The following is a 17730-nucleotide window of genomic DNA, read 5'->3' as shown; positions in this document are numbered from 1 at the left end:
GCCGCGGCGGCGGCGACCGATGCCGGATCGGTGATGTCGAGGCGCAGCGGGACGGCCCCCGGTACGTCGATGAGGTCCGGGCGGCGGGCGGTGGCGTACACCTTGCCGGCGCCGCGCTCCATGAGGGACAGGACGAACTGCCGTCCCAGGCCGCGGTTGGCGCCGGTGACCAGCACATGTGCTCCGTTGATCTGCATGCCGCCTACGCTAGAACCTGACGTTGACGTCAGAGGCAAGTGTTGTGATGGAGGTCACGGTGCGGATCGGCGATCTGGCGGCGCGGACGGGCGTCAGCGTGCGGGCCCTGCGCTACTACGAGGAGCAGGGGCTGCTGAAGGCGAACCGGAGCGGCTCCGGGCAGCGCCACTATCCCGAGTCGGTGGTCGACCGGGTCGACCTGATCCAGATGCTCTACGCGGCCGGCCTGTCCAGCCGGACCATCGCCGAGCTGCTGCCCTGCGTCGAGGCCAAGGTCAGCACTCCGGAGTCCCGGGCCCGGCTGTTCGCCGAACGCGACCGCATCGACGCCCAGATCGCCGGGTTGACCCGTACCCGTGACCGCCTCGACGCGGTCATCGCCTCGACGGGAAGCCCGGCCAGCGGCTGCACGTACATCGCGGACCGGGACGTCGCCACGCAAGCAGGCCGGCCCGCGGCGCCGCCCATGACTTTGCGGTGAGGGGTACCGACAGGGTTCCCCAGCCTGCGGGTCGGGTGCTTGACCTGGGCTTGTGTCGGACGCGTCGCGCACTCTGTGCCCTTGGGGAGTTTGGCGGGTTTGGGGGGTGCCGGAGGTCTGGTCGCGTCCGGCTGGGCCGATGAACCGGCCCGACCGCACGTGGGGGCTGATCGCCGCGTACGGCGAGGGCCAGGCCGTCCCTTCGGCCGTGCTGCTGGAGGTTGGTCATCGCCGCTCCGGGGTGGATGACCAGAGCCTGCAACGTGCTGTTTGCGGTACGGCTGGGGCAGGAACGGCGCGGCGTGGCGAACGAACTGGCAGCCGGTTGCTTGCCGGCCAAGGGCCATGCACCCGCGCGTCGGGCGGTTCCTGGCTCGCTAGTCCCCAGCGGCACCGGCACGCATGTTCTCCTCGGAACCGGGGCCGGGCAGGACGTCGACGTCCGTGGCGCGCATCGGCTGCCCGCAGACCGAGCAGTGCAGTTCCACATGGCCGATCTGGCCACAGGCGTGGTGCCGGTACAGGACGGGCGGCCCCGACGTCCCTGCCGTCCAGCGGTCGCCCCAGCGGGCCATCACCAGCAGCAGGTCGCACAGCTCCCGGCCTTTCTGGGTGAGGACGTACTCGTGGCGCGGCGGGCGTCGGGAGTACTCGCGGCGTTCCAGGACGTCGTGGCCGATGAGCCACTTCAGCCGTTCGCTGAGCACCTTGCTCGAGATGCCGAGGTCGCGCTGGAGCTCGTCGAAGCGGGCGATGCCGACGTAGACGTCCCGCAGGATCAGCGGGGACCAGGGCTCGCCGATGACGTCCAGGGTGCGGGCGATGGAGCAGGCCATGTCGTCGAACCGGGTGCGCTGCATGCGGTCAGCGTAGCCGACTGACTTCCCTCAAGGAAGTTAATCGGCTACGGTGCGAGCAGTCCCTTTCCTTAAGAAAGCCTCGCGAGGAGTGCCGGATGACCCGACCCCCGATCGTCTCCGACCAGGAGTGGCGCAGCGCACGGGATGCGCTGCTGGACAAGGAGAAGCGGCTCACGCGCGCCCAGGACGCCCTGGCCGCCGAACGCCGCCGCCTGCCGATGGTCCCCGTGGGCAGGACCTACCGCTTCGACGGCCCGGACGGCACCGCAAGCCTCCCGGGCCTCTTCGAAGGACGCAGCCAGCTCATCGTGTACTCCTTCATGTGGCACGGAGCCGGCGACTTCTGCTCAGGTTGCTCGATGTTCGTCGACAACCTCGGCCATCCGGCCCACCTGCACGCCCGCGACGTGTCGCTGGCGCTGGTCTCCACCGGCCCGCTGGCCGAGATCCTGCCGTACCGGCGGCGCATGGGCTGGGACATCCCTGGTACGCCGCCCCGGACGGCGCCTTCAACCACGACATGGGGGCGGGCGACGGCTTCGCCCTGAACGTCTTCCTGCGCGACGGCGAGGACGTCTACCGCACCTACACCACCACCGGCCGGGGCGTCGAACGGCTCGGCAGCAACTGGACCCTCCTCGACCTGACGCCGTACGGACGTCAGGAGCAGTGGGAGGACTCCCCTGAAGGCCGGCCGCAGAGCGCCCCCTACCAGTGGTGGCGCCTGCATGACGAGTACGGCTCCTGACCCCGGCCCACGACCGACCCGAAGGGGAGACCTCCGCCATGCCCGCACCGACACCCGTCGCCGAACTGCTGTTCAGCGACGCCGACGCGACACCGATGAGCACCGACGCGACGACCGTGAAACCCTGGGCGCAGGCCCGGGCCTGCCTGCAGCGGGCGCCGAAAGCCTGGCTGTCCACCGTACGCCCCGACGGACGCCCGCACGCCATGCCGCTGATGCCCGTCTGGGCCGATGAGAGCGTGTGCTTCACCACCCGGCCCGGCTCTCGCAAAGGCAGGAACCTCGCCCACAGCGGCCACTGCGTCCTCACCGTCGCCGGCCCGGATCTCGACCTCGTCCTCGAAGGCACGGCCGTCCCCGTCCTGGACCCGGCGCGGCAGCAGGAGGTGACCGACGCCTTCCTGACAAAGTACGGATGGTCCTTGTCGCTGCGCGGCGGCCGCATCCACGACGACGGCCTGCCCGGCTCCCCGGAGTACGGCTTCTACAGGATCACGCCGCTTCGGGCCTATGGCTACGGCTCGGACGGCCTGACCGCGACCCGCTGGCGCTTCTGAAGCCGGCCGGCCGGTCACGAGGCGAGTCGCCGGCGCAGCCAGGCCCATGAGTGCCGTACTACTCTGTCCCGACCGAACGATGTGCATGCGGCAGGCGACCTTCCTGCGCGAATGTCTGGGGAGATGTCAAGGGTGCCTCCGCTTGTGACGGCCGATGACGAGGACGCGTTCGACCGGCTCGTCGAGCGGCACCAGCGCGAGATACAGGTGCACTGTTATCGGATGCTGGGCTCGCTCGAGGAGGCGCAGGACCTGGCTCAGGAGACGTTCTTGCGGGCCTGGCGCGCCCGCGAGACGTTTCGAGGGCAGTCCACCGCACGGGCGTGGCTCTACAGGATCGCCACGAACGCCTGCCTGGACTTTCTCGATCGCCAACGGCGCCGGCCCCTGACGCGCGATCGTGTGGAAGGTCAGGAACCTCCGGCGGAGATTCCCTGGCTGCAGCCGTACCCGGACCACCTGCTGGCCTTCGGCGCGTCCGGTGCCGAGGAGCCGGACGCCGCCGTCATCGGCAGGGAGACCATCGAACTGGCGTTTCTGGCCGCCATCCAGCATCTGTCCCCCCGGCAGCGGGCGGTACTGATCCTGCGCGACGTACTCGGCTGGTCGGCCAAGGAGACCGCCGCACAACTCGACAGCAGCGTCGAATCCGTCAAGAGCGCCCTGAAGCGGGCACGGTCCATCCTGCGTGCCCAGCTTCCGCGGCAGCGGCTCGGGTGGTCGCCCCCAAGGGCTCCGACCGTGAGCGAGCGCGAACTGCTGCAACGCTTCATGGACGCCCATGACAGGACGGACGCCACCGCCTTCGCGAAGTTGCTGAGCGATGACGTGCGGATGACCATGCCGCCGCTGCCGTACTGGTTCACCGGCCGGGACGCGGTCGCGGCATTCGCCGCCCAGGCTTTCGGCCCCGGCTCGCCTTTGTCCGGAGGACATTGGCGCAGCGTGATCACGGGAGCGAACCTTCAGCCCGCGCTGGCCGGCTACCTCCGCAGGCCGGGCGAGCGCGAGTACCGCGCCCAGGCGCTCAACGTGCTGAGAATCGAGCACGGGCAGATCGCCGAGATCACCGTCTTCGAGCCGAGGCTGTTCGCCGCTTTCGGATTGCCCCCCGTATGGCCCGCGGACGGTGCCCCCTTCTCGAAGCCTTCTCCGTCTCAATAGGCGTCGGCCGCGATGGGCGCGGTCGACCATGAGAGGAGTCTTCGCATGATGACCGACGACCATCCGGATGTCATGAGCCTGCCGCAGGGCGATGTCCGCCTGCTGAACAGCCCGGTCGCGCAGCGCCTGCTCGCCTCGACCGAACTGGCGCGGGTGGCCTACGTCGCGGCCGACGGCACGCCACGGGTGTTCCCCATGCTGTTCCACTGGACCGGCGCCGAGATCGTCATGTCCACGTTCGCGGGGGCGCGGAAGATCGGGGCGCTTCGTGCCAGGCCTGACATCGCCATCACCATCGACAGGGCGTCCACGCCGCCCGAGACGCTCCTCGTCCGCGGGCGAGCGGAGGTCACCGACGTCGACGGGATCGTACCGGAGTACGTGCTGGCCCAGCACCGTTACGCCGGGCCCGAGCAAGGCGCCGCCAACGTGGCGGCGGTTGATCATCCTGGGACGCGGATGGCCCGCATCGCCGTGCGCCCCACGTGGGTCGGCGTCCTGGACTTCACCTCGCGCCTGCCGGGAGGCGTCAGCGTCGAGGAATTCGAACACCGCGGCCGTTCGTGAACGTGTCCGTCTCCTGTGGAGGTTTCGCATGACCACCTTCGTGCTGATTCCCGGTGCCGCGGCCGACTCCCGCTACTGGCGCCCGACGGCCGATGAGCTCGGTGCCCGTGGCCATGACGTCGTCACCCCCGATCTGCCCTGCGACGACGACTCGGCCACGCTGGACGACTACGCGGACACGGTGATCAAGGCCGTCGGCGTGCGTACCGATGTGATCGTCGTCGCGCACTCCTTCGGCGGCTTCACCGCGCCGCTCGTCTGTGAACGCGTTCCCGTCAGGCGACTCGTCCTGCTGGCCGGCATGGTGCCCGCTCCGGGCGAGCCCCCGGGTACGTGGTGGACGAGCACCGGCTGGGAGGCGGCCCGGCGCGAGCAGGACGAGCGTGACGGCCGCGCCCCGGACGACGAGACCGCGCTGTTCTTCCACGATGTCCCACCCCACCTCGCGGCCGAGGCACGGCGGAATGTCCGCGACCAGTCCGCCACGCCCTTCGCCGATCCGTGGCCGCTGGCCAAGTGGCCGTCCACACCGACCGCTTTCCTGCTGTGCCGCGACGATCGGTTCCTGCCGGCCACGTTCCTGCGCCGCGTCGTCCGTGAACGACTGGGCATCGTGCCGGACGAGATCGACGGAGGGCACAACGTCGCTCTCAGCCGCCCGCAAGCCCTTGCTGACCGGCTGACGGCCTACCTGACCGACTACTGACGCTTCTTCAGAGCCTGATGGATTCACCCCGATCGTGAGAAGACTTCTGACACTCGCGCTGGCAGCGCTCCTCGGCGGCCTGCTGTTACCCGGCAGGCCGCCCATGCGACCCCGGTACAGGGCTGTCTGTCCTGGTCAGTCCTTCTGTGCAAGTCGTCGAGGCCGCCGTCGAGCTCCTGGAGAGCAAGCGCGCACTGCTCGATCCCGAACCGAAGGACGCGGTGGAGGACCTGCGCCGCGCCTGGGACACGGTGGTGGAGTTCGGGGCTACCGGCCGCGGGGCGGACCTGGCACGCCGCGCGGGCCTGGAGATCCTCCACGGCCGGGTGCGCCGGCCGGCGGCCGGGGGATGGCTGCGGGCCGACGAGGAGCTGGTGCTGTGACCTCATAGGTTCGCCGCGTGGCTGGGTCAGGCCTTGATCGCCAACCGACGGCATGTGGAATGTCCTCGGCGAGGCGTTGTCGTACCCCCGGTGTAGCGTCCGGGCCGGAGTCGGGTTCATGCTCTGCGGTTGACGGAGGTATGCGGATGACGAGTACGACAGGCGAGCCCGTGGTGGTGGTGTCCCGGCGCATCGGGGCCCCGGCGGAGGAGATCTTCCGGATCCTGGCCGACCCCGGACGGCACCCGGACCTCGACGGCTCGGGGATGCTGCGCGGGGGCGTCTCCGACGCCGTGGTCTCGGGCGTCGGGGACGTCTTCGTGATGCGGATGCATTATGAGCGATACGGCGACTATGAGATGAACAACCACGTCGTCGAGTACGAGCCGGACCGTCGCCTCGGCTGGGAGCCGAGGCCCGGTCGCGGGCACCCGGACGCCACCGCGCCCGGGGCCGCGTGGGGCCACCGGTGGATCTTCGATCTGCTCCCGGACGGAGCCGGGGCGACGGTCGTGACCGAGACCTTCGACGGTTCGCGCATGCCGGAGGACAAACGCGCGGAAGTGGACAGCGGGCGCGCCTGGTGGCAGACGCAGATGGCGAGCACCCTGGAACGCCTCGCCGAACTGTGCGCCGCCCGGTGAACGCCGAACTCGACGCCCTCAAGGGAGCCCTGGACCGTCAGCGCGAGCATGTCCTCGGGGTCCTGGAAGGGCTCTCGGAGGAGGATCTGCGGCGGCCGGTGCTGCCCAGCGGCTGGAGCTGCCTGGCATTGCTGCGCCACCTCACCCTGGATGTCGAACGCTTCTGGTTCCCCGGGGTGATCGCGGGCGAACAGGATGTGGCCGGACAGCTCGCGGCAGGCGCGGAGGCGCACTGGTACGTACCCGAGGGGACGACCATCGACGAGGTCTTCGCCGACTACCGGGCGGCCATCGCGCGTGCAGACGCCGTGCTCGCCGCCGCCGCGCCCGAACAGGAGCCCGCCGCCTGGCCCGTGGAGATCTGGCCGACCTGGCAGCTGCCTGACGTGCGGCACATCCTGATCCACGTGCTCACCGAAGTCGCCTGCCACAGCGGCCACTTGGACGCGGTGCGCGAACTGATCGACGGCACCACTTGGCTCGGCGGCAACCCCTACGCCGGATAGTTCTGTGACCGGGTGAGGTGCGTCGGGTTCTTCAGGCCGCGGCGGCGAGGGGGCGCCGACCCCACCGCCTGAAGGACCCGCTCGTGGATACGGCGTACGGGATGGGGCCCAGGAGGAGGCGCCGGTCGTCCGGCCAGTACGCACAGAGCGTCGGGCAGGTGCGCCGGCGCGACCCTCAGGGCGGCGCACGCCCGTGTCAGATGACCGGCCATGGTGATCAGTCGTCCAGCACGGCCAGGGCGTCGATCTCGACGAGCAGTCCCGGCGGGAGCCGCATGTACACGGTGGTGCGGGCGGGGAAGGGCGCGCCGACAGCCGCCGCGTACGCCTGGTTCATCTCGGCCAGATGGGCGGGCCCTGTGAGGTGCACGCGCAGCATGACGACGTCCTCCCAGCCCGCGCCGGCCGCCTTGAGCACGGCATCGACGTTGCGCAGGGTCTGCGCGGTCTGGTCGGCGACCGTGGCGCCGGCGATCTCGCCGGTGTCCGGGTCGAAGGGGAGTTGCCCGGAGACCTGAAGGATGGGGCCCTTGCGGATGCCCTGGGACAGCGGGGCCCCCGGGATGGGGGCGTCCTCGGTGCTGATGACGGTTCTGGTCATGATGTTCCTCAACTCCAGACGTGGCGTTCGCGGGTGCGAGGGCCGTCGATCTGGGTCCACTCGGTGTCGATGCGCATGGTCGCTTCGCGTTCGGCGTCGTACGGATCCCAGCCGGGGTCGCCGGTCCTGGCGAACCGGATCCAGGTCTCGTGTACGCGGGCGGCGAGGCCCGCGGGAGCCGTGCCGGGACCGAGCAGGGCGTTGGGGCCGTGCAGGTCGGGCCGGTCCGCGAGGTCGAAGACGAAGGGCAGCTCGACCGCGTGGGTGGCGCCGAGCTCTCCGTCCAGGGCCTGGGAGCGCCAGGCGAACTCGTAGGCGTAGGTGACGGACCCGGGATGGGCGGCGTGTGCGCCGGCCAGAGCGCGGCTGCCCGCGCCGAACAGGGCGTCGCCCATGATGGCGGAGCGCAGTTCCGCGAAGGACGCCTCGGGGCGCGACTCGCGGTATGCCTCGACGAGCCGTGCTGGATCCGGGTGCGAGCGCGCCGCCGCCTCGTCGACGTCGGCGGCGGTCGAGGTGGCGTACTTGCCCACCGGGACCAGGTAGAGGTTCCCCTCTTCGGTGTTGGTGCCGACGAGCAGGTCGACGTCGGCGCTCAAGCCGACGGCGACGGACGCGGCGGGTTGTGTGTCGAGGACCAGGCTGAACGGGCTGAGTCCGATCAGCGGGTCGCGGTGGGTGTCGGTCCGCAGATCGATGCCCGCGAGCCGGGAGGCGGCCTCGACCAGGCGTTCGTCGGAGACGTCGGCGAACGCGCCGGCGTGGGGCTCAATGCCCAGGGCCTCGGCCGCCGCCTTGGTGACGCGGGCGGCCTGCTTGGTGCTGAACGCGCCCAGGCCGCTGCCGCTCTGCACGATCGCCCGGTGGAACAGGCCCGCGGCATCGGAGGTGGCCAGGACGCCGCCGACGATGGTCGCCCCGGCCGACTGGCCGAAGAGGGTGACGTTGTGCGGGTCGCCGCCGAAGGCTGCGATGTTCTCCTGGACCCAGCGCAGCGCGGCGACCACGTCGAGCAGGCCGCGGTTGGCGGGCGCGCCGGGGATGTCGAGGAACCCGGCGATGCCGAGCCGGTAGTTGAGAGTGACCAGGACGACGCCGTCGCGGGCGAACGCGGAGCCGTCGTACATTGTGGATCGTGTCGAGCCGGCGACGAATCCGCCGCCGTGGACGAACACCATGACCGGCAGTTCGTCACCGCCCGCGGCGGGCGCGAAGATGTTGACCGTGAGATAGTCCTCCCCGCGGCTCCAACCGGCGCCGAAATAGGGGGACATATCCACGCTGCCGAGCTTGCGTTCGGACTGCGGCGCATTGGGACCCGGCGCCGTGGCATCCCGCACGCCCTCCCACGGCTCGTGCGGCCGCGGCGGCGCGAAACGGCCGGCGCCGCGAGGTGGGGCGGCATAGGGGATGTTCAGGAAGGTGAGGGCCGCGCCTTGGCGCAGACCACGGACGGCTCCCTGGGCGGTGGCGACGACGGGGTCAGGGCGGAGGTTCACGGTTGTACCTTTCCCGGGGGCTCAGAACTGCTCGGTGTACGGGGCGAAGGGCGCCCAGCCCTTGATCGCGAACTTGCCCCCCTCGCGGATGACTTCAGCGGCACCATGGCCGCCCAGGTGCGCGGGAATGACGAGGGCGTTGTTGTCGACCGCCCAGCCCAGGAGCTTGTGGCGGGTGGCGCGGGCTTCGGCAGGGTCCTCGCAGAAGCAGCTGTTGGAATCAGGTTCGTGGATCTGGAGCGGGCTGTGCAGCAGGTCGCCGACGAACAGCGCCCGGTCCGGCCCGGACTCCAGCGACAGCACCGACGAGCCCGGCGTGTGGCCAGGGGCGAGGTCGAGGCGCAGATTGCCGTCGATGCGGTGGTCGCCCTCCCAGAGCTGGGTCTGGCCGGCCTCGTGTACCGGGGCGACGCTGTCCTCGAAGACATTCTGGTTACCGCGGCCCAGCATGGGCTTGTGCTCGTTGGCAGGGTTCCAGAAGTCGAAGTCCGTCCTGGACATGAGATAGGTGGCGTTGGGGAACGTCGGCACCCAGGTCCGGCCATCAAGGTAGGTGTTCCAGCCGACGTGGTCGATGTGCAGGTGCGTGTTGATCACGATGTCGACGTCTTCAGGACGGACCCCGGCGCGGGCGAGATTGTCCAGGAAGGCGGTGTCCAACCGGTTCCACACGGGTGCGTACGGGCGATCCTTGTGGTTGCCGACGCCGGTGTCGACCAGGATGGTTCTCCCCTCGCTGCGCAGCACCCAGGTCTGGATCGCCGAGTTGACGATCCGGGTCTCGGCGTTCAGGAAGTGCGGCGCCAGCCAGGAACGGTGGGCCTCCCACGCTTGCGCCGGGCTCTTCGGGAAGAACGCCTCAGGCGTCATGTCAACAGGGCCGAAGTACTCCCGGACACGGGTCAGCGTGACATCACCCAGGGTGATGGCGTCCACGATTGTCTCCAGTTCGATCGGTTCCGCGCGCTCGGCCGCGGGCATGGCTGAGCGGCCGCTCATGACGGGTTCAGGGGGTGCCGCGTTCCTGCGGGGCGGTGTGCCGGTGGTGCTGTGACCGGCGGAGGCGTCCCCGTCCTCAGGGGGTCACGCCTGCTCATCCATGGTGCGCCGGCCGTGGTGGACAGCGGTATGAGTCATCTGACTGCATCTGGGCACAACGCGGTGTGCCGACCCGCTCAGCAGGCGGCGCCGGCGGGTCAAAGGCTCGTGCGAGCGCCGGCGTCGCGCGAGGCGGATCAGGCGCGTCACCCTCCCCTGCGTGCGGTCGGCCGCCGCGGTGACCCGGGTGGCGTACTCGTCGTCCTGCGGGAGGCGCCCGGCCACGACGGCCTGGTTCCGGGCGTGGTAGGCACAGGCTTCCAGCCGTTCCAGCAGGTGGCGAGCTCGATCACGACGGCCGCGCTGGGGATTGAACGGGTGGGTGAGCGGCAGACAGGCTTTGCGGAAGGACTCCAGCGCCCGGTCGAGATCATGGGACGCGCGTAGCAGGCTCGTCGTGGTGCCGGTGCTCGGGCTCCGCGTCGCCGCGTCCAGCAGACGGCTGAGGGCCGGCAGGAAGCGGACTAGTTCCTCGTCGCCGGCCCGGCGGACCGTGAGGGGCGCCACGACCACGGTGGCGAGGATGCCGCAGGCGACTCCCAGCGCGCAGCCGCGTGGAGTCGGTCCAGACGGCGCTCCAGCGACAGGCTCAGCGTGCCGGTGTCCTGCGCGGTGCTGAGCAGGACGGCCGTGTCTCGCAGGACGTCGCGCAGTCGCGCGTTGAAGGTGCGCCGCAGGCGGGCGAGAACACAGGACGACGTCAAGAATCCCGTGCCGTAGGAAACGACCACGACGGCACAGAACGCGACGACTACAGCCCCACCCATCGCCGGCAGCTCGCTCGCTCGTGCCCCGGCGAACTGCGCCAGGAAGAAGCCCATGAAACCGAAGACGCCCACGCCCCGCCCTCTGGCGCCGTACCGGCGGGCGCGGACGGCGAGGCAGATGAGCAGCAGGAACACGATTGCGGCCGTGACCGGGTACGGCCTCAGCACGGCTCCTGCGGCCAGGGCCACGAGGGACACCGGAGCCCCTGGCCCCAGCGTGATGACGGCGCGCATCGCGGAGGCCAGCCGCATCAGCCCGGGGTCGACGGCGGCGAAGCGCTCCCACAGCAACGCCGTCTTTCTTGCCCGCATGACGGTCTCCGTACATCCTTCCGTGAGCGAACAGAGGTCCTCCGACGGCCGGGTCAGCTACGGCTGAACCCCGCCCACTCCTTGATCCGGAAATTGCCGCCGCTGCGCGCCACCTCTGCGGCGCCGTGGCCGGGAAGATGCGCGGGCAGGATGAGGGCCTTGTGATCGGCGGCCCACTCCAGTTCGCGGCGCCGGGTCGCGAGCGCCCGCTTCTCGTCCTCCTCGAAGCAACTGTTGAACTCGGGGTGTTCGAGCTGCAGCGGGGTGTGAAGCAGGTCGCCGATGAAGACCGCTCTGTCGTTTCCCGACTCCAGCCGGATCACGGATGAGCCGGGAGTATGTCCGGCGGCGAGGTCCAGCTTCAGGCCGGAGTCAAGGGTGTACGAGCCCTCCCACAGCTTCACCAGGCCCGCCTCATGCACCGGGAGCACACTGTCCTCCCAGACGTTCTGGTTACCAAGCCAGTACTTCGGCCGCACAGGGCCCGCGGGGTTCCAGAAGTCGAATTCGATCTTCGGGATCAGATAGGTGGCGTTGGGGAAGGTGGGCACCCAGTCACGGCCCTCGCGCCGGGTGTTCCAGCCGACGTGGTCGTTGTGCAGGTGGGTGTTGACAACGACGTCGACGTCCTCCGGCCTGACTCCCGCGCGGGACAGACGGCGCAGGAAGCCCGTGTCCATGTACTGCCACTGCTTGGCGTACGGACGGAACTTGTCGTTCCCGGCACCGGTGTCGATCAGGATCGTCCGGCCCCCGCTGCGCAGGACCCAGGTCTGCAGAGCGGAGTGGACCATGTCGGTGCCCGGCTCCCAGAAGTCCGGGCTCAGCCAGTCCTCGTTCTCCTCCCACAGTTCCTTCGGACTTCCGGGGAAGAACTGGCGTGAGGTCATGCCGACGGGTCCGCAGTACTCCATGACACGAGTGACGCTGACCTTGCCCAGCTCGATCGTCTCGACGCGGGTCCGGCTCTCGAAGGCGGCGGCGGAGGCGGAGGCGGTGGCCGGCCGGCCCGGCGCGCCTCCCAGCAGCCCGGCGGCGCCGATGCCCGCCGCGGCTCCGACGAAGCCGCGCCGGCTCAGGGAACGTGAAGTATTGTCGCTGTTCATTTCCGCACTCCGATGGAATCACTGGTCACGTCCTGCGTGTCCTCGCGAGCAAGGAACACCAGGACCGTGACAGGCCGCTTTCTGATGGTCGCGGCCGGATGCTCACCATCGTCCGCAATACGGGCGCGGGCCGGTATCAGTCACTCGACTGAAGAACCACCGCTGGCAGGGGCATCGGGCGGCGGAATATCCCGTACGCCGCACGCGTTGGCGACCCCGCGCGATCATTCGAGCACATCTCTGGAGCGTTCGTGGAAAACGGTAGAAGGGCCCGGAGGAAGAGCTCGGCAGACGATCTTGATCTGCCGATGGTGGGCCGGGAGACCGAGACCGCGGAAATCATGCGGTGGATCGCCGCGGACCGGTCCCGCGGCGGAGTCCTGATCCTCACGGGCGACCCCGGTGCCGGCAAGAGCATGCTGCTCGACTTCGCGGCCGGTCACGCGCGGCGCGAGGGCGGACGGGTGCTGCGAGCGGCCGGCAGCGAGTCTGAGGCCCATCTGGGATTCGCGGGTCTCCACCAACTGCTCCGCCCGGTGCTCGCCGAGCTCGACAGCCTGCCGCCGTGGCAGCGCTCCCCGCTCCGGACCGTCCTGGGCCTGGAGCAGGACACCGAGGCCCCAGACGGCGTGCTCACCGGATCGGCCGTTCTCACCTTGCTGTCGGACCTGGCGGAGCCGGCGCCGCTGCTCGTGGTGGTCGACGACGCCCAGTGGATCGACCGGGCATCGCTGGACGTTCTCTCCTTCGTGGCCAGGCGCATGGACGGCGAACCCGTCACGCTGCTGCTGGGTGCACGCGCCGAGGCTGCGGTGCCCGGGTTCGACAAGGGATTCGAGCGCCTGGAGATCGGCCCGCTGAGCGGAGGGGCGGCGAATCGCCTGCTCGACCGGCAGCCGGCGCCGCCCACCGGCCGAACCCGGGTACGGATCCTGCAGGAGTCGGCCGGCAACCCGCTGGCCCTGGTCGAACTCGCCCGCGCCGCCGCGACCCGGCCTTCAGGCGGCGGCAGCGTGGCGGGTCCGCTGCCCGTCACCGATCGACTGGAGCGGATCTTCGTTGAGCAGGCGCGATTCCTGCCGGAGGCGACCCGTCGCCCCCTTCTGCTGCTCGCGGCCGCTGACGCGACGGACGCGGCCACGGCCTCTCGCGGGCTCCCCGACGCCGGCGACAAGGCGTGGGAACCCGCGGAGCGAGCCGGTCTCGTACGCCAGGACGGCCCTTGGATCTCCTTCCGCCACCCGCTCATCCGCTCGGCCATCTACCATGCCGCCTCCTTCGAGGGACGCAGGCAAGCGCATCTCGCTCTCGCGGAGCTGAGCGAGGAGCCCGACCGCCGGGCCTGGCACCTCGCCGCCGCGACCACGCGTCCCGACGAGGAGGTGTCGGCCGCCCTGCGGCAGACGGCCGGCCGGGCGCGGCGCCGGGGCGGCTACGCGGCCGCCGCCGCAGCTCTGGAACGCGCGGCGGAGCTGAGCCCCCGCCTCGCGGACCAGGCGCGGCTGCTGACCGAGGCCGCCGACCTGGCCGTCCTCACCGGTCAGCTCGGCTGGGTGGAACGGCTGGCCGCCGAGGTCCGCGAGCACAGTGACGAGCCGTCACTGATCAGCAGTGCCGCTCTGGCCACCGGGCGGCTCAGGTCCCTGCGCCGGCCTCATGCGGCGGCCTTCGCCCTGCTGACCCGCGTCGCCGAGGAGGCGGCGGCCGTTCACTCGCCCCGCGTGCTGGACGCGCTCGCCGCGGCCGCGGTGGTCCGCTATTACTCGGGCGAGGAGCCACAGCGGCAACGGATCGAAAGCCTACTCTCCGCCGTGCCGGACCTCGCCGCCAGAGGTCCCTTGCGCGCCTGGGTGCAGGCCGTCTCCGACCCCAACGGCGCGGGAGCCTCCCTGGCTCCGGTGCTGCCCGGACTCATCGCCGAGGCCAGGGACGACGCCGGCAGTCTGACCGCGCTCGCCGTCGTGGCGTGGATCCTGGACCAGACCGGCCTGGCCGCCAGGACCTTCGACGAGGCGTACGACCGGTGGCAGGCCCGCGGCTCGCTGCCGGACGGCCTGGGCTCCGCCGTCGGCTGGACCTACCTGGATCAGGGCCGATGGACCGAGGCCCGTTCGGTAGCCGCCGACATCTCGGCGGTGGCCTCAGCGGCCGGGCTGGACCACGCCGAGGCATGCGCGTACGCGCTCGACGCGACGGCGCTCGCGCTGCTCGGCGAGACCGGCGACGCGCGACACGGTGCCGAGCGGGCGCTGGCCCTCGTCGACCCGCTGGAGAGCCGCTCCATCGTGGTCTTCGCACGCCGGGCCCTGGGCCTGGCGGCCGTGGCCGAGGGCGACTACGACACCGCGTACGCGCAGTTCCGCTCCACCTTCACCGGCGACGGCGATCCGGTTCACTATCACGTCTCCTACACCGTCCTGGCCGAACTCGCCGCGGCGGCCGTCCGCCTGGGGCGGCGGGAGGACGCCGCCAACCTGCTGGAGCGATCGGCGTGGCGCCTGGGTACCGGCATGTCGGTACGGATCACCGCACTGCTCGACCGAGGCCGCGCCCTGCTCGCCGAACGGGACCACGCGGAACCGTACTTCCAGGCGGCCCTGGCGGACGATGCGGGGGAGCAATGGCCGTTCGAGCGGGCACAGACACGGCTGGACTACGGTGAGTGGCTCAGGCGGCAGCGTCGCATCGCCGAGGCCCGCCCGCTGCTGACCATGGCACTCGACACCTTCCAGCGGCTCGGCGCTCGGCCATGGATGGAGCGGGCGAAGGCGGAACTGCGCGCCGCCGGCATCGAGGCCGCCGACAGTGTGGCGCCCGGCGCTCTCACTGAGCTCAGTCCCCAGCAGCAGCAGATCGTCCAGCTCGCGGCCCGTGGCCTGACGAACCGTGAGATCGGAGAGAGAATGTACCTCTCGCCGCGCACGGTCGGCTCCCACCTCTACCGGGTGTTCCCCAAACTGGGCATCACCGCCCGCGCACAACTCCGCGACGTGGTCGAAGGCGCCCTGTCGAGGGTCGGCGGCCAGGGCCGCAATCCGGTCTGACACATGCGTGGACCGGAATGCTGCTGCCTATGCTCAGCCGCAAGGGTCGCGTACCGTTGTCCTCCAGCAACTCCGACGCCCGGTTGGCCCTCATCGAGCCCGTGCTGACCACCTGGCGCCCCGGACGCCGCGCAGGCGCCCTCGCACCACCGTCATCGACGGCGCCGCCAGCCTCGGGATCGACGTCGAAGTCGTCACGCGCAACCCCGCCACCAGGGGATTCACCCCACTACCACGCCGCTGGCCGGCCGAGCGCACCGGCCGGATCCGAGACGCGGAAGGTGCGCCGGTACGCCGATGGGGCGACCCCCGTCTCGGCTGCCAGGTGCCGCCGCAGCGAGGTGGCGGTGGCGAAGCCGACCTCATGGGCGACCCGTTCCACCGGCAGGTCGCTGGACTCCAGCAGGTGTCGCGCCCGCCGTAGCCGCTGCTGGGTCAGCCAGCGGCCGGGGCTCAGACCGGTCTCCTGCCGGAAGCGTCGGGCGAAGGTGCGGGTGCTCATCGCCGCGTGCGCGGCCAACTCCTCCAGCGACAGCGGCACTTCCAGCCGCTGCAGCGCCCAGTCGCGGGTCGGTCCTGTGCCGGTTTCGCTCGCCGGCGGCAGCGGCCGCTCGATGTACTGCGCCTGCCCGCCGTCCCGGTACGGCGGCACGACGCAGCGGCGGGCGACCTGGTTGGCCACCTCGCTGCCGTGGTCCTGGCGCACCAGGTGCAGGCAGATGTCGACACCGCTGGCCGCCCCCGCGGAGGTCAGTACGTCACCGTGGTCGACGAAGAGCACGCCGGCATCCAGCTCGACCCTGGGGAACAGTTCCTGGAAGATGTCGGTGAGCTCCCAGTGGGTGGTGGCTCGGCGTCCGTCCAGGAGACCGGCGGCGGCCAGCAGGAAGGCGCCGGTGCAGATGGACACCAGGCGGGTGCCGGGGCGGATGCGGGACAGGGCGGCGAGGGCCTGCGGGTCCGGGGCGGCGGCCGAGGCAGGGGAGATCGCGTACGGAGGGATGATCACGGTGTCCGCCTCGGCCAGCACCTCGGGACCGTGCCCGGGGGTGACGGTCAGGTCCGCGTCGGTACGTACGGGTCGCCCGTCCACGCTCGCGCACAACACCTCGTAGCGGCCGTCGGCGGATCCCAGGACCCGGTGCGGGATGCCGAGTTCGAAGGGGTAGACACCGTCGAGGGCGAGGACGACGACCTTGTGTGCGCCGGGCCGCGGGGCCGGGTCGAGTTCGGCCGCGCGGTCAGCGAGGTCATGGGCCCGGGAGGGCGCGGCGGGCGCGGGGCGGGCGCGGGGAACGCGGTGGGTGGCAGGGTCGATGGACATGGCAGGAATGTATCGGAGGCTGACTTTCTGGCCATCGCCCCGGGCCAGACCTCAAGGCCAGGATCGAGGCATGACTCCTACGGACACTTCTGACGACCTCAGCTCCCCGGGCCCCGCTGCCCCGCACGGCGCCCCTGTGATGCTCGCCCTGCGCCAGGCGGCCCTTGGCGGCCCTGAGGTTCTGCGGTTGGCCGAGCTTCCGCGGCCCGCGCCCGGCCCCGGGGAGATCCTCGTCGCCGTGCACGCGGCCGGACTCAACCCCACGGACGTCAAGCACCGCGCCCTGAGTATTTTCCTGCCGCCCCCGCCGCTGATCCTCGGTTGGGACGTCTCCGGCACCGTGGTGGAGACCGGCCTGGGCGTCACCCTCTTCCAGCCTGGTGACGAGGTGTTCGGCATGCTGCCCTACCCGCATGGGGCCGGCTCCCACGCCGAGTACGTGACCGGTCCCACCCGCGCCTTCGTCGCCAAGCCCGCCGGGATCGACCACATCCAGGCTGCCGCTCTGCCGCTGGCCGCGCTCACCGCCTGGCAGGCCCTCGTGGAGACCGCAGGCCTGCGGGCCGGCCAGCGGGTGCTGATCCACGCCGCGGCCGGCGGTGTCGGTCACCTTGCCGTACAGATCGCCAAGGAACGCCGGGCTCATGTCACCGGGACGGCGAGCGCCCCCAAGCATGCCTTCCTGCGCGAGCTCGGCGCGGATGCCTGCATTGACCACCGCTCCGAGGACTTCACCGACGCCGAGGAGCGCTACGACGTTGTCCTCGACGCCCTCGGCGGGGAGATCGCCACCCGTTCCGTGGGTGTGCTCCGCCCCGGCGGCGTCCTCATCTCCCTGGTGCCGGGCGCCGAGGACACCCGAGCCGCGGCCGAGAAGGCACAGGTCCGCGCCGTCACCCTGATCGTCGAGCATGACCAGGCCGGGATGCGTGCCATCGCCGACCTCGTCGACCGGGGCAGGCTCCGCGCCCACGTCTCCGCCACCTTCCCCCTCGCCGAAGGCGCCCGGGCCCACGTTCTGGGGGAGACGGGCCGCACCACGGGCAAGCTGGTCATCACCGTGCGCTAAGGCGGGATGGCTCCGGCGCTGCGACGGCGTGGACGGCACCTTCATCCCACAATTGGACTGTACTGTAAAGTAAAGTGAAGAGGTGGAATCACACGG

General features: G+C 70.9%; 18 protein-coding genes and 3 pseudogenes. 12 read left to right on the top strand and 9 right to left on the bottom strand.

The features are described from left to right. Positions 1–197 (bottom strand): annotated as a pseudogene (locus BMW85_RS46795) (short-chain dehydrogenase); the annotation flags it as partial. Positions 198–256: 59 nt separating this feature from the next. Here BMW85_RS46795 and BMW85_RS46790 point away from each other — a divergent pair. Then, on the top strand, positions 257–679 hold the full coding sequence (locus tag BMW85_RS46790; protein ID WP_091094230.1) for a MerR family transcriptional regulator: 423 nt from the start codon (positions 257–259) through the stop codon (positions 677–679). 377 nt (positions 680–1056) lie between these two features. Here the strand turns inward: BMW85_RS46790 and BMW85_RS46780 are convergent, their stop codons facing one another. After that, positions 1057–1539, bottom strand: a complete 483-nt coding sequence (locus tag BMW85_RS46780) for a winged helix-turn-helix transcriptional regulator (protein WP_091094221.1) — start codon at positions 1537–1539, stop codon at positions 1057–1059. Between the two features lie 95 nt (positions 1540–1634). On the opposite strand from BMW85_RS46780, the pseudogene BMW85_RS46775 reads away from it, so the two are divergent. The 8 genes and pseudogenes from BMW85_RS46775 (at position 1635) to BMW85_RS46740 (ending at position 6814) form a co-directional block, all read left to right on the top strand. Then, positions 1635–2287, top strand: a pseudogene (locus BMW85_RS46775) (DUF899 domain-containing protein). 38 nt (positions 2288–2325) lie between these two features. Then, complete coding sequence (locus BMW85_RS46770) at positions 2326–2844, top strand: pyridoxamine 5'-phosphate oxidase family protein (protein WP_091094220.1); 519 nt, start codon at positions 2326–2328, stop codon at positions 2842–2844. A 144-nt stretch (positions 2845–2988) separates the two neighbouring features. After that, positions 2989–4008, top strand: a complete 1020-nt coding sequence (locus tag BMW85_RS46765) for an RNA polymerase subunit sigma-70 (RefSeq protein WP_245775479.1) — start codon at positions 2989–2991, stop codon at positions 4006–4008. Positions 4009–4053: 45 nt separating this feature from the next. Then, the gene (locus BMW85_RS46760; RefSeq protein WP_091094219.1) at positions 4054–4575 is read left to right on the top strand and encodes a pyridoxamine 5'-phosphate oxidase family protein; all 522 of its coding nucleotides are present in this window, start codon (positions 4054–4056) and stop codon (positions 4573–4575) included. A 28-nt stretch (positions 4576–4603) separates the two neighbouring features. Next, on the top strand, positions 4604–5281 hold the full coding sequence (locus BMW85_RS46755) for an alpha/beta fold hydrolase (RefSeq protein ID WP_091094218.1): 678 nt from the start codon (positions 4604–4606) through the stop codon (positions 5279–5281). A 146-nt stretch (positions 5282–5427) separates the two neighbouring features. Further along, entirely contained in the window at positions 5428–5664 is a 237-nt protein-coding gene (locus BMW85_RS46750) for a hypothetical protein (RefSeq protein ID WP_218156239.1), read from the top strand. Between the two features lie 146 nt (positions 5665–5810). Then, positions 5811–6308, top strand: coding sequence for an SRPBCC family protein (locus tag BMW85_RS46745; protein WP_177241249.1), 498 nt, complete (start codon positions 5811–5813; stop codon positions 6306–6308). Beyond that, positions 6305–6814 carry a DinB family protein gene (locus tag BMW85_RS46740; RefSeq protein ID WP_177241248.1) on the top strand — a complete coding sequence of 170 codons (510 nt, stop codon included), beginning with the start codon at positions 6305–6307 and terminating at the stop codon, positions 6812–6814. The genes BMW85_RS46745 and BMW85_RS46740 overlap by 4 nt, the downstream gene beginning before the upstream one ends. 217 nt (positions 6815–7031) lie before the next feature. Here BMW85_RS46740 and BMW85_RS46735 read toward each other — a convergent pair whose 3' ends face one another. The 6 genes from BMW85_RS46735 to BMW85_RS46710 all read right to left on the bottom strand — a co-directional run bounded on the left by BMW85_RS46735 (position 7032) and on the right by BMW85_RS46710 (position 12197). Further along, on the bottom strand, positions 7032–7415 hold the full coding sequence (locus BMW85_RS46735; RefSeq protein WP_091094215.1) for a RidA family protein: 384 nt from the start codon (positions 7413–7415) through the stop codon (positions 7032–7034). Positions 7416–7423: 8 nt separating this feature from the next. Continuing rightward, on the bottom strand, positions 7424–8914 hold the full coding sequence (locus tag BMW85_RS46730; RefSeq protein WP_091094214.1) for a carboxylesterase/lipase family protein: 1491 nt from the start codon (positions 8912–8914) through the stop codon (positions 7424–7426). Between the two features lie 21 nt (positions 8915–8935). Beyond that, entirely contained in the window at positions 8936–9895 is a 960-nt protein-coding gene (locus tag BMW85_RS46725; protein WP_218156238.1) for an MBL fold metallo-hydrolase, read from the bottom strand. 102 nt (positions 9896–9997) lie between these two features. Continuing rightward, positions 9998–10525 (bottom strand): hypothetical protein, encoded by a 528-nt coding sequence (locus BMW85_RS46720; protein WP_091094213.1) that lies wholly within the window; start codon positions 10523–10525, stop codon positions 9998–10000. Beyond that, positions 10477–11091 carry a hypothetical protein gene (locus BMW85_RS46715; protein WP_091094212.1) on the bottom strand — a complete coding sequence of 205 codons (615 nt, stop codon included), beginning with the start codon at positions 11089–11091 and terminating at the stop codon, positions 10477–10479. The genes BMW85_RS46720 and BMW85_RS46715 overlap by 49 nt, the downstream gene beginning before the upstream one ends. A gap of 53 nt (positions 11092–11144) precedes the next feature. Beyond that, a complete protein-coding gene (locus BMW85_RS46710) occupies positions 11145–12197 on the bottom strand; it encodes an MBL fold metallo-hydrolase (RefSeq protein ID WP_091094211.1) in 1053 nt (350 codons plus the stop codon). Between the two features lie 308 nt (positions 12198–12505). On the opposite strand from BMW85_RS46710, the gene BMW85_RS46705 reads away from it, so the two are divergent. Together BMW85_RS46705 and BMW85_RS52745 are read left to right on the top strand one after the other, a co-directional pair. Beyond that, a complete protein-coding gene (locus tag BMW85_RS46705) occupies positions 12506–15241 on the top strand; it encodes a helix-turn-helix transcriptional regulator (protein WP_091094210.1) in 2736 nt (911 codons plus the stop codon). Positions 15242–15392: 151 nt separating this feature from the next. Further along, positions 15393–15500, top strand: a pseudogene (locus tag BMW85_RS52745) (IS5/IS1182 family transposase); the annotation flags it as partial. On the opposite strand, the gene BMW85_RS46700 reads toward BMW85_RS52745, so the two are convergent. Next, a complete protein-coding gene (locus BMW85_RS46700; RefSeq protein WP_091094209.1) occupies positions 15471–16565 on the bottom strand; it encodes a GlxA family transcriptional regulator in 1095 nt (364 codons plus the stop codon). The pseudogene BMW85_RS52745 and the gene BMW85_RS46700 overlap by 30 nt on opposite strands. A 139-nt stretch (positions 16566–16704) precedes the next feature. Here BMW85_RS46700 and BMW85_RS46695 point away from each other — a divergent pair, with 139 nt between their 5' ends. Further along, complete coding sequence (locus BMW85_RS46695; RefSeq protein ID WP_218156244.1) at positions 16705–17634, top strand: NADP-dependent oxidoreductase; 930 nt, start codon at positions 16705–16707, stop codon at positions 17632–17634. The last annotated feature ends 96 nt before the right edge of the window (positions 17635–17730 follow it).

This window comes from Nonomuraea wenchangensis (genome assembly GCF_900111685.1).
Taxonomy (GTDB): Bacteria; Actinomycetota; Actinomycetes; order Streptosporangiales; family Streptosporangiaceae; genus Nonomuraea; species Nonomuraea wenchangensis.
This window is presented reverse-complemented; position numbering and strand designations above follow the sequence as displayed.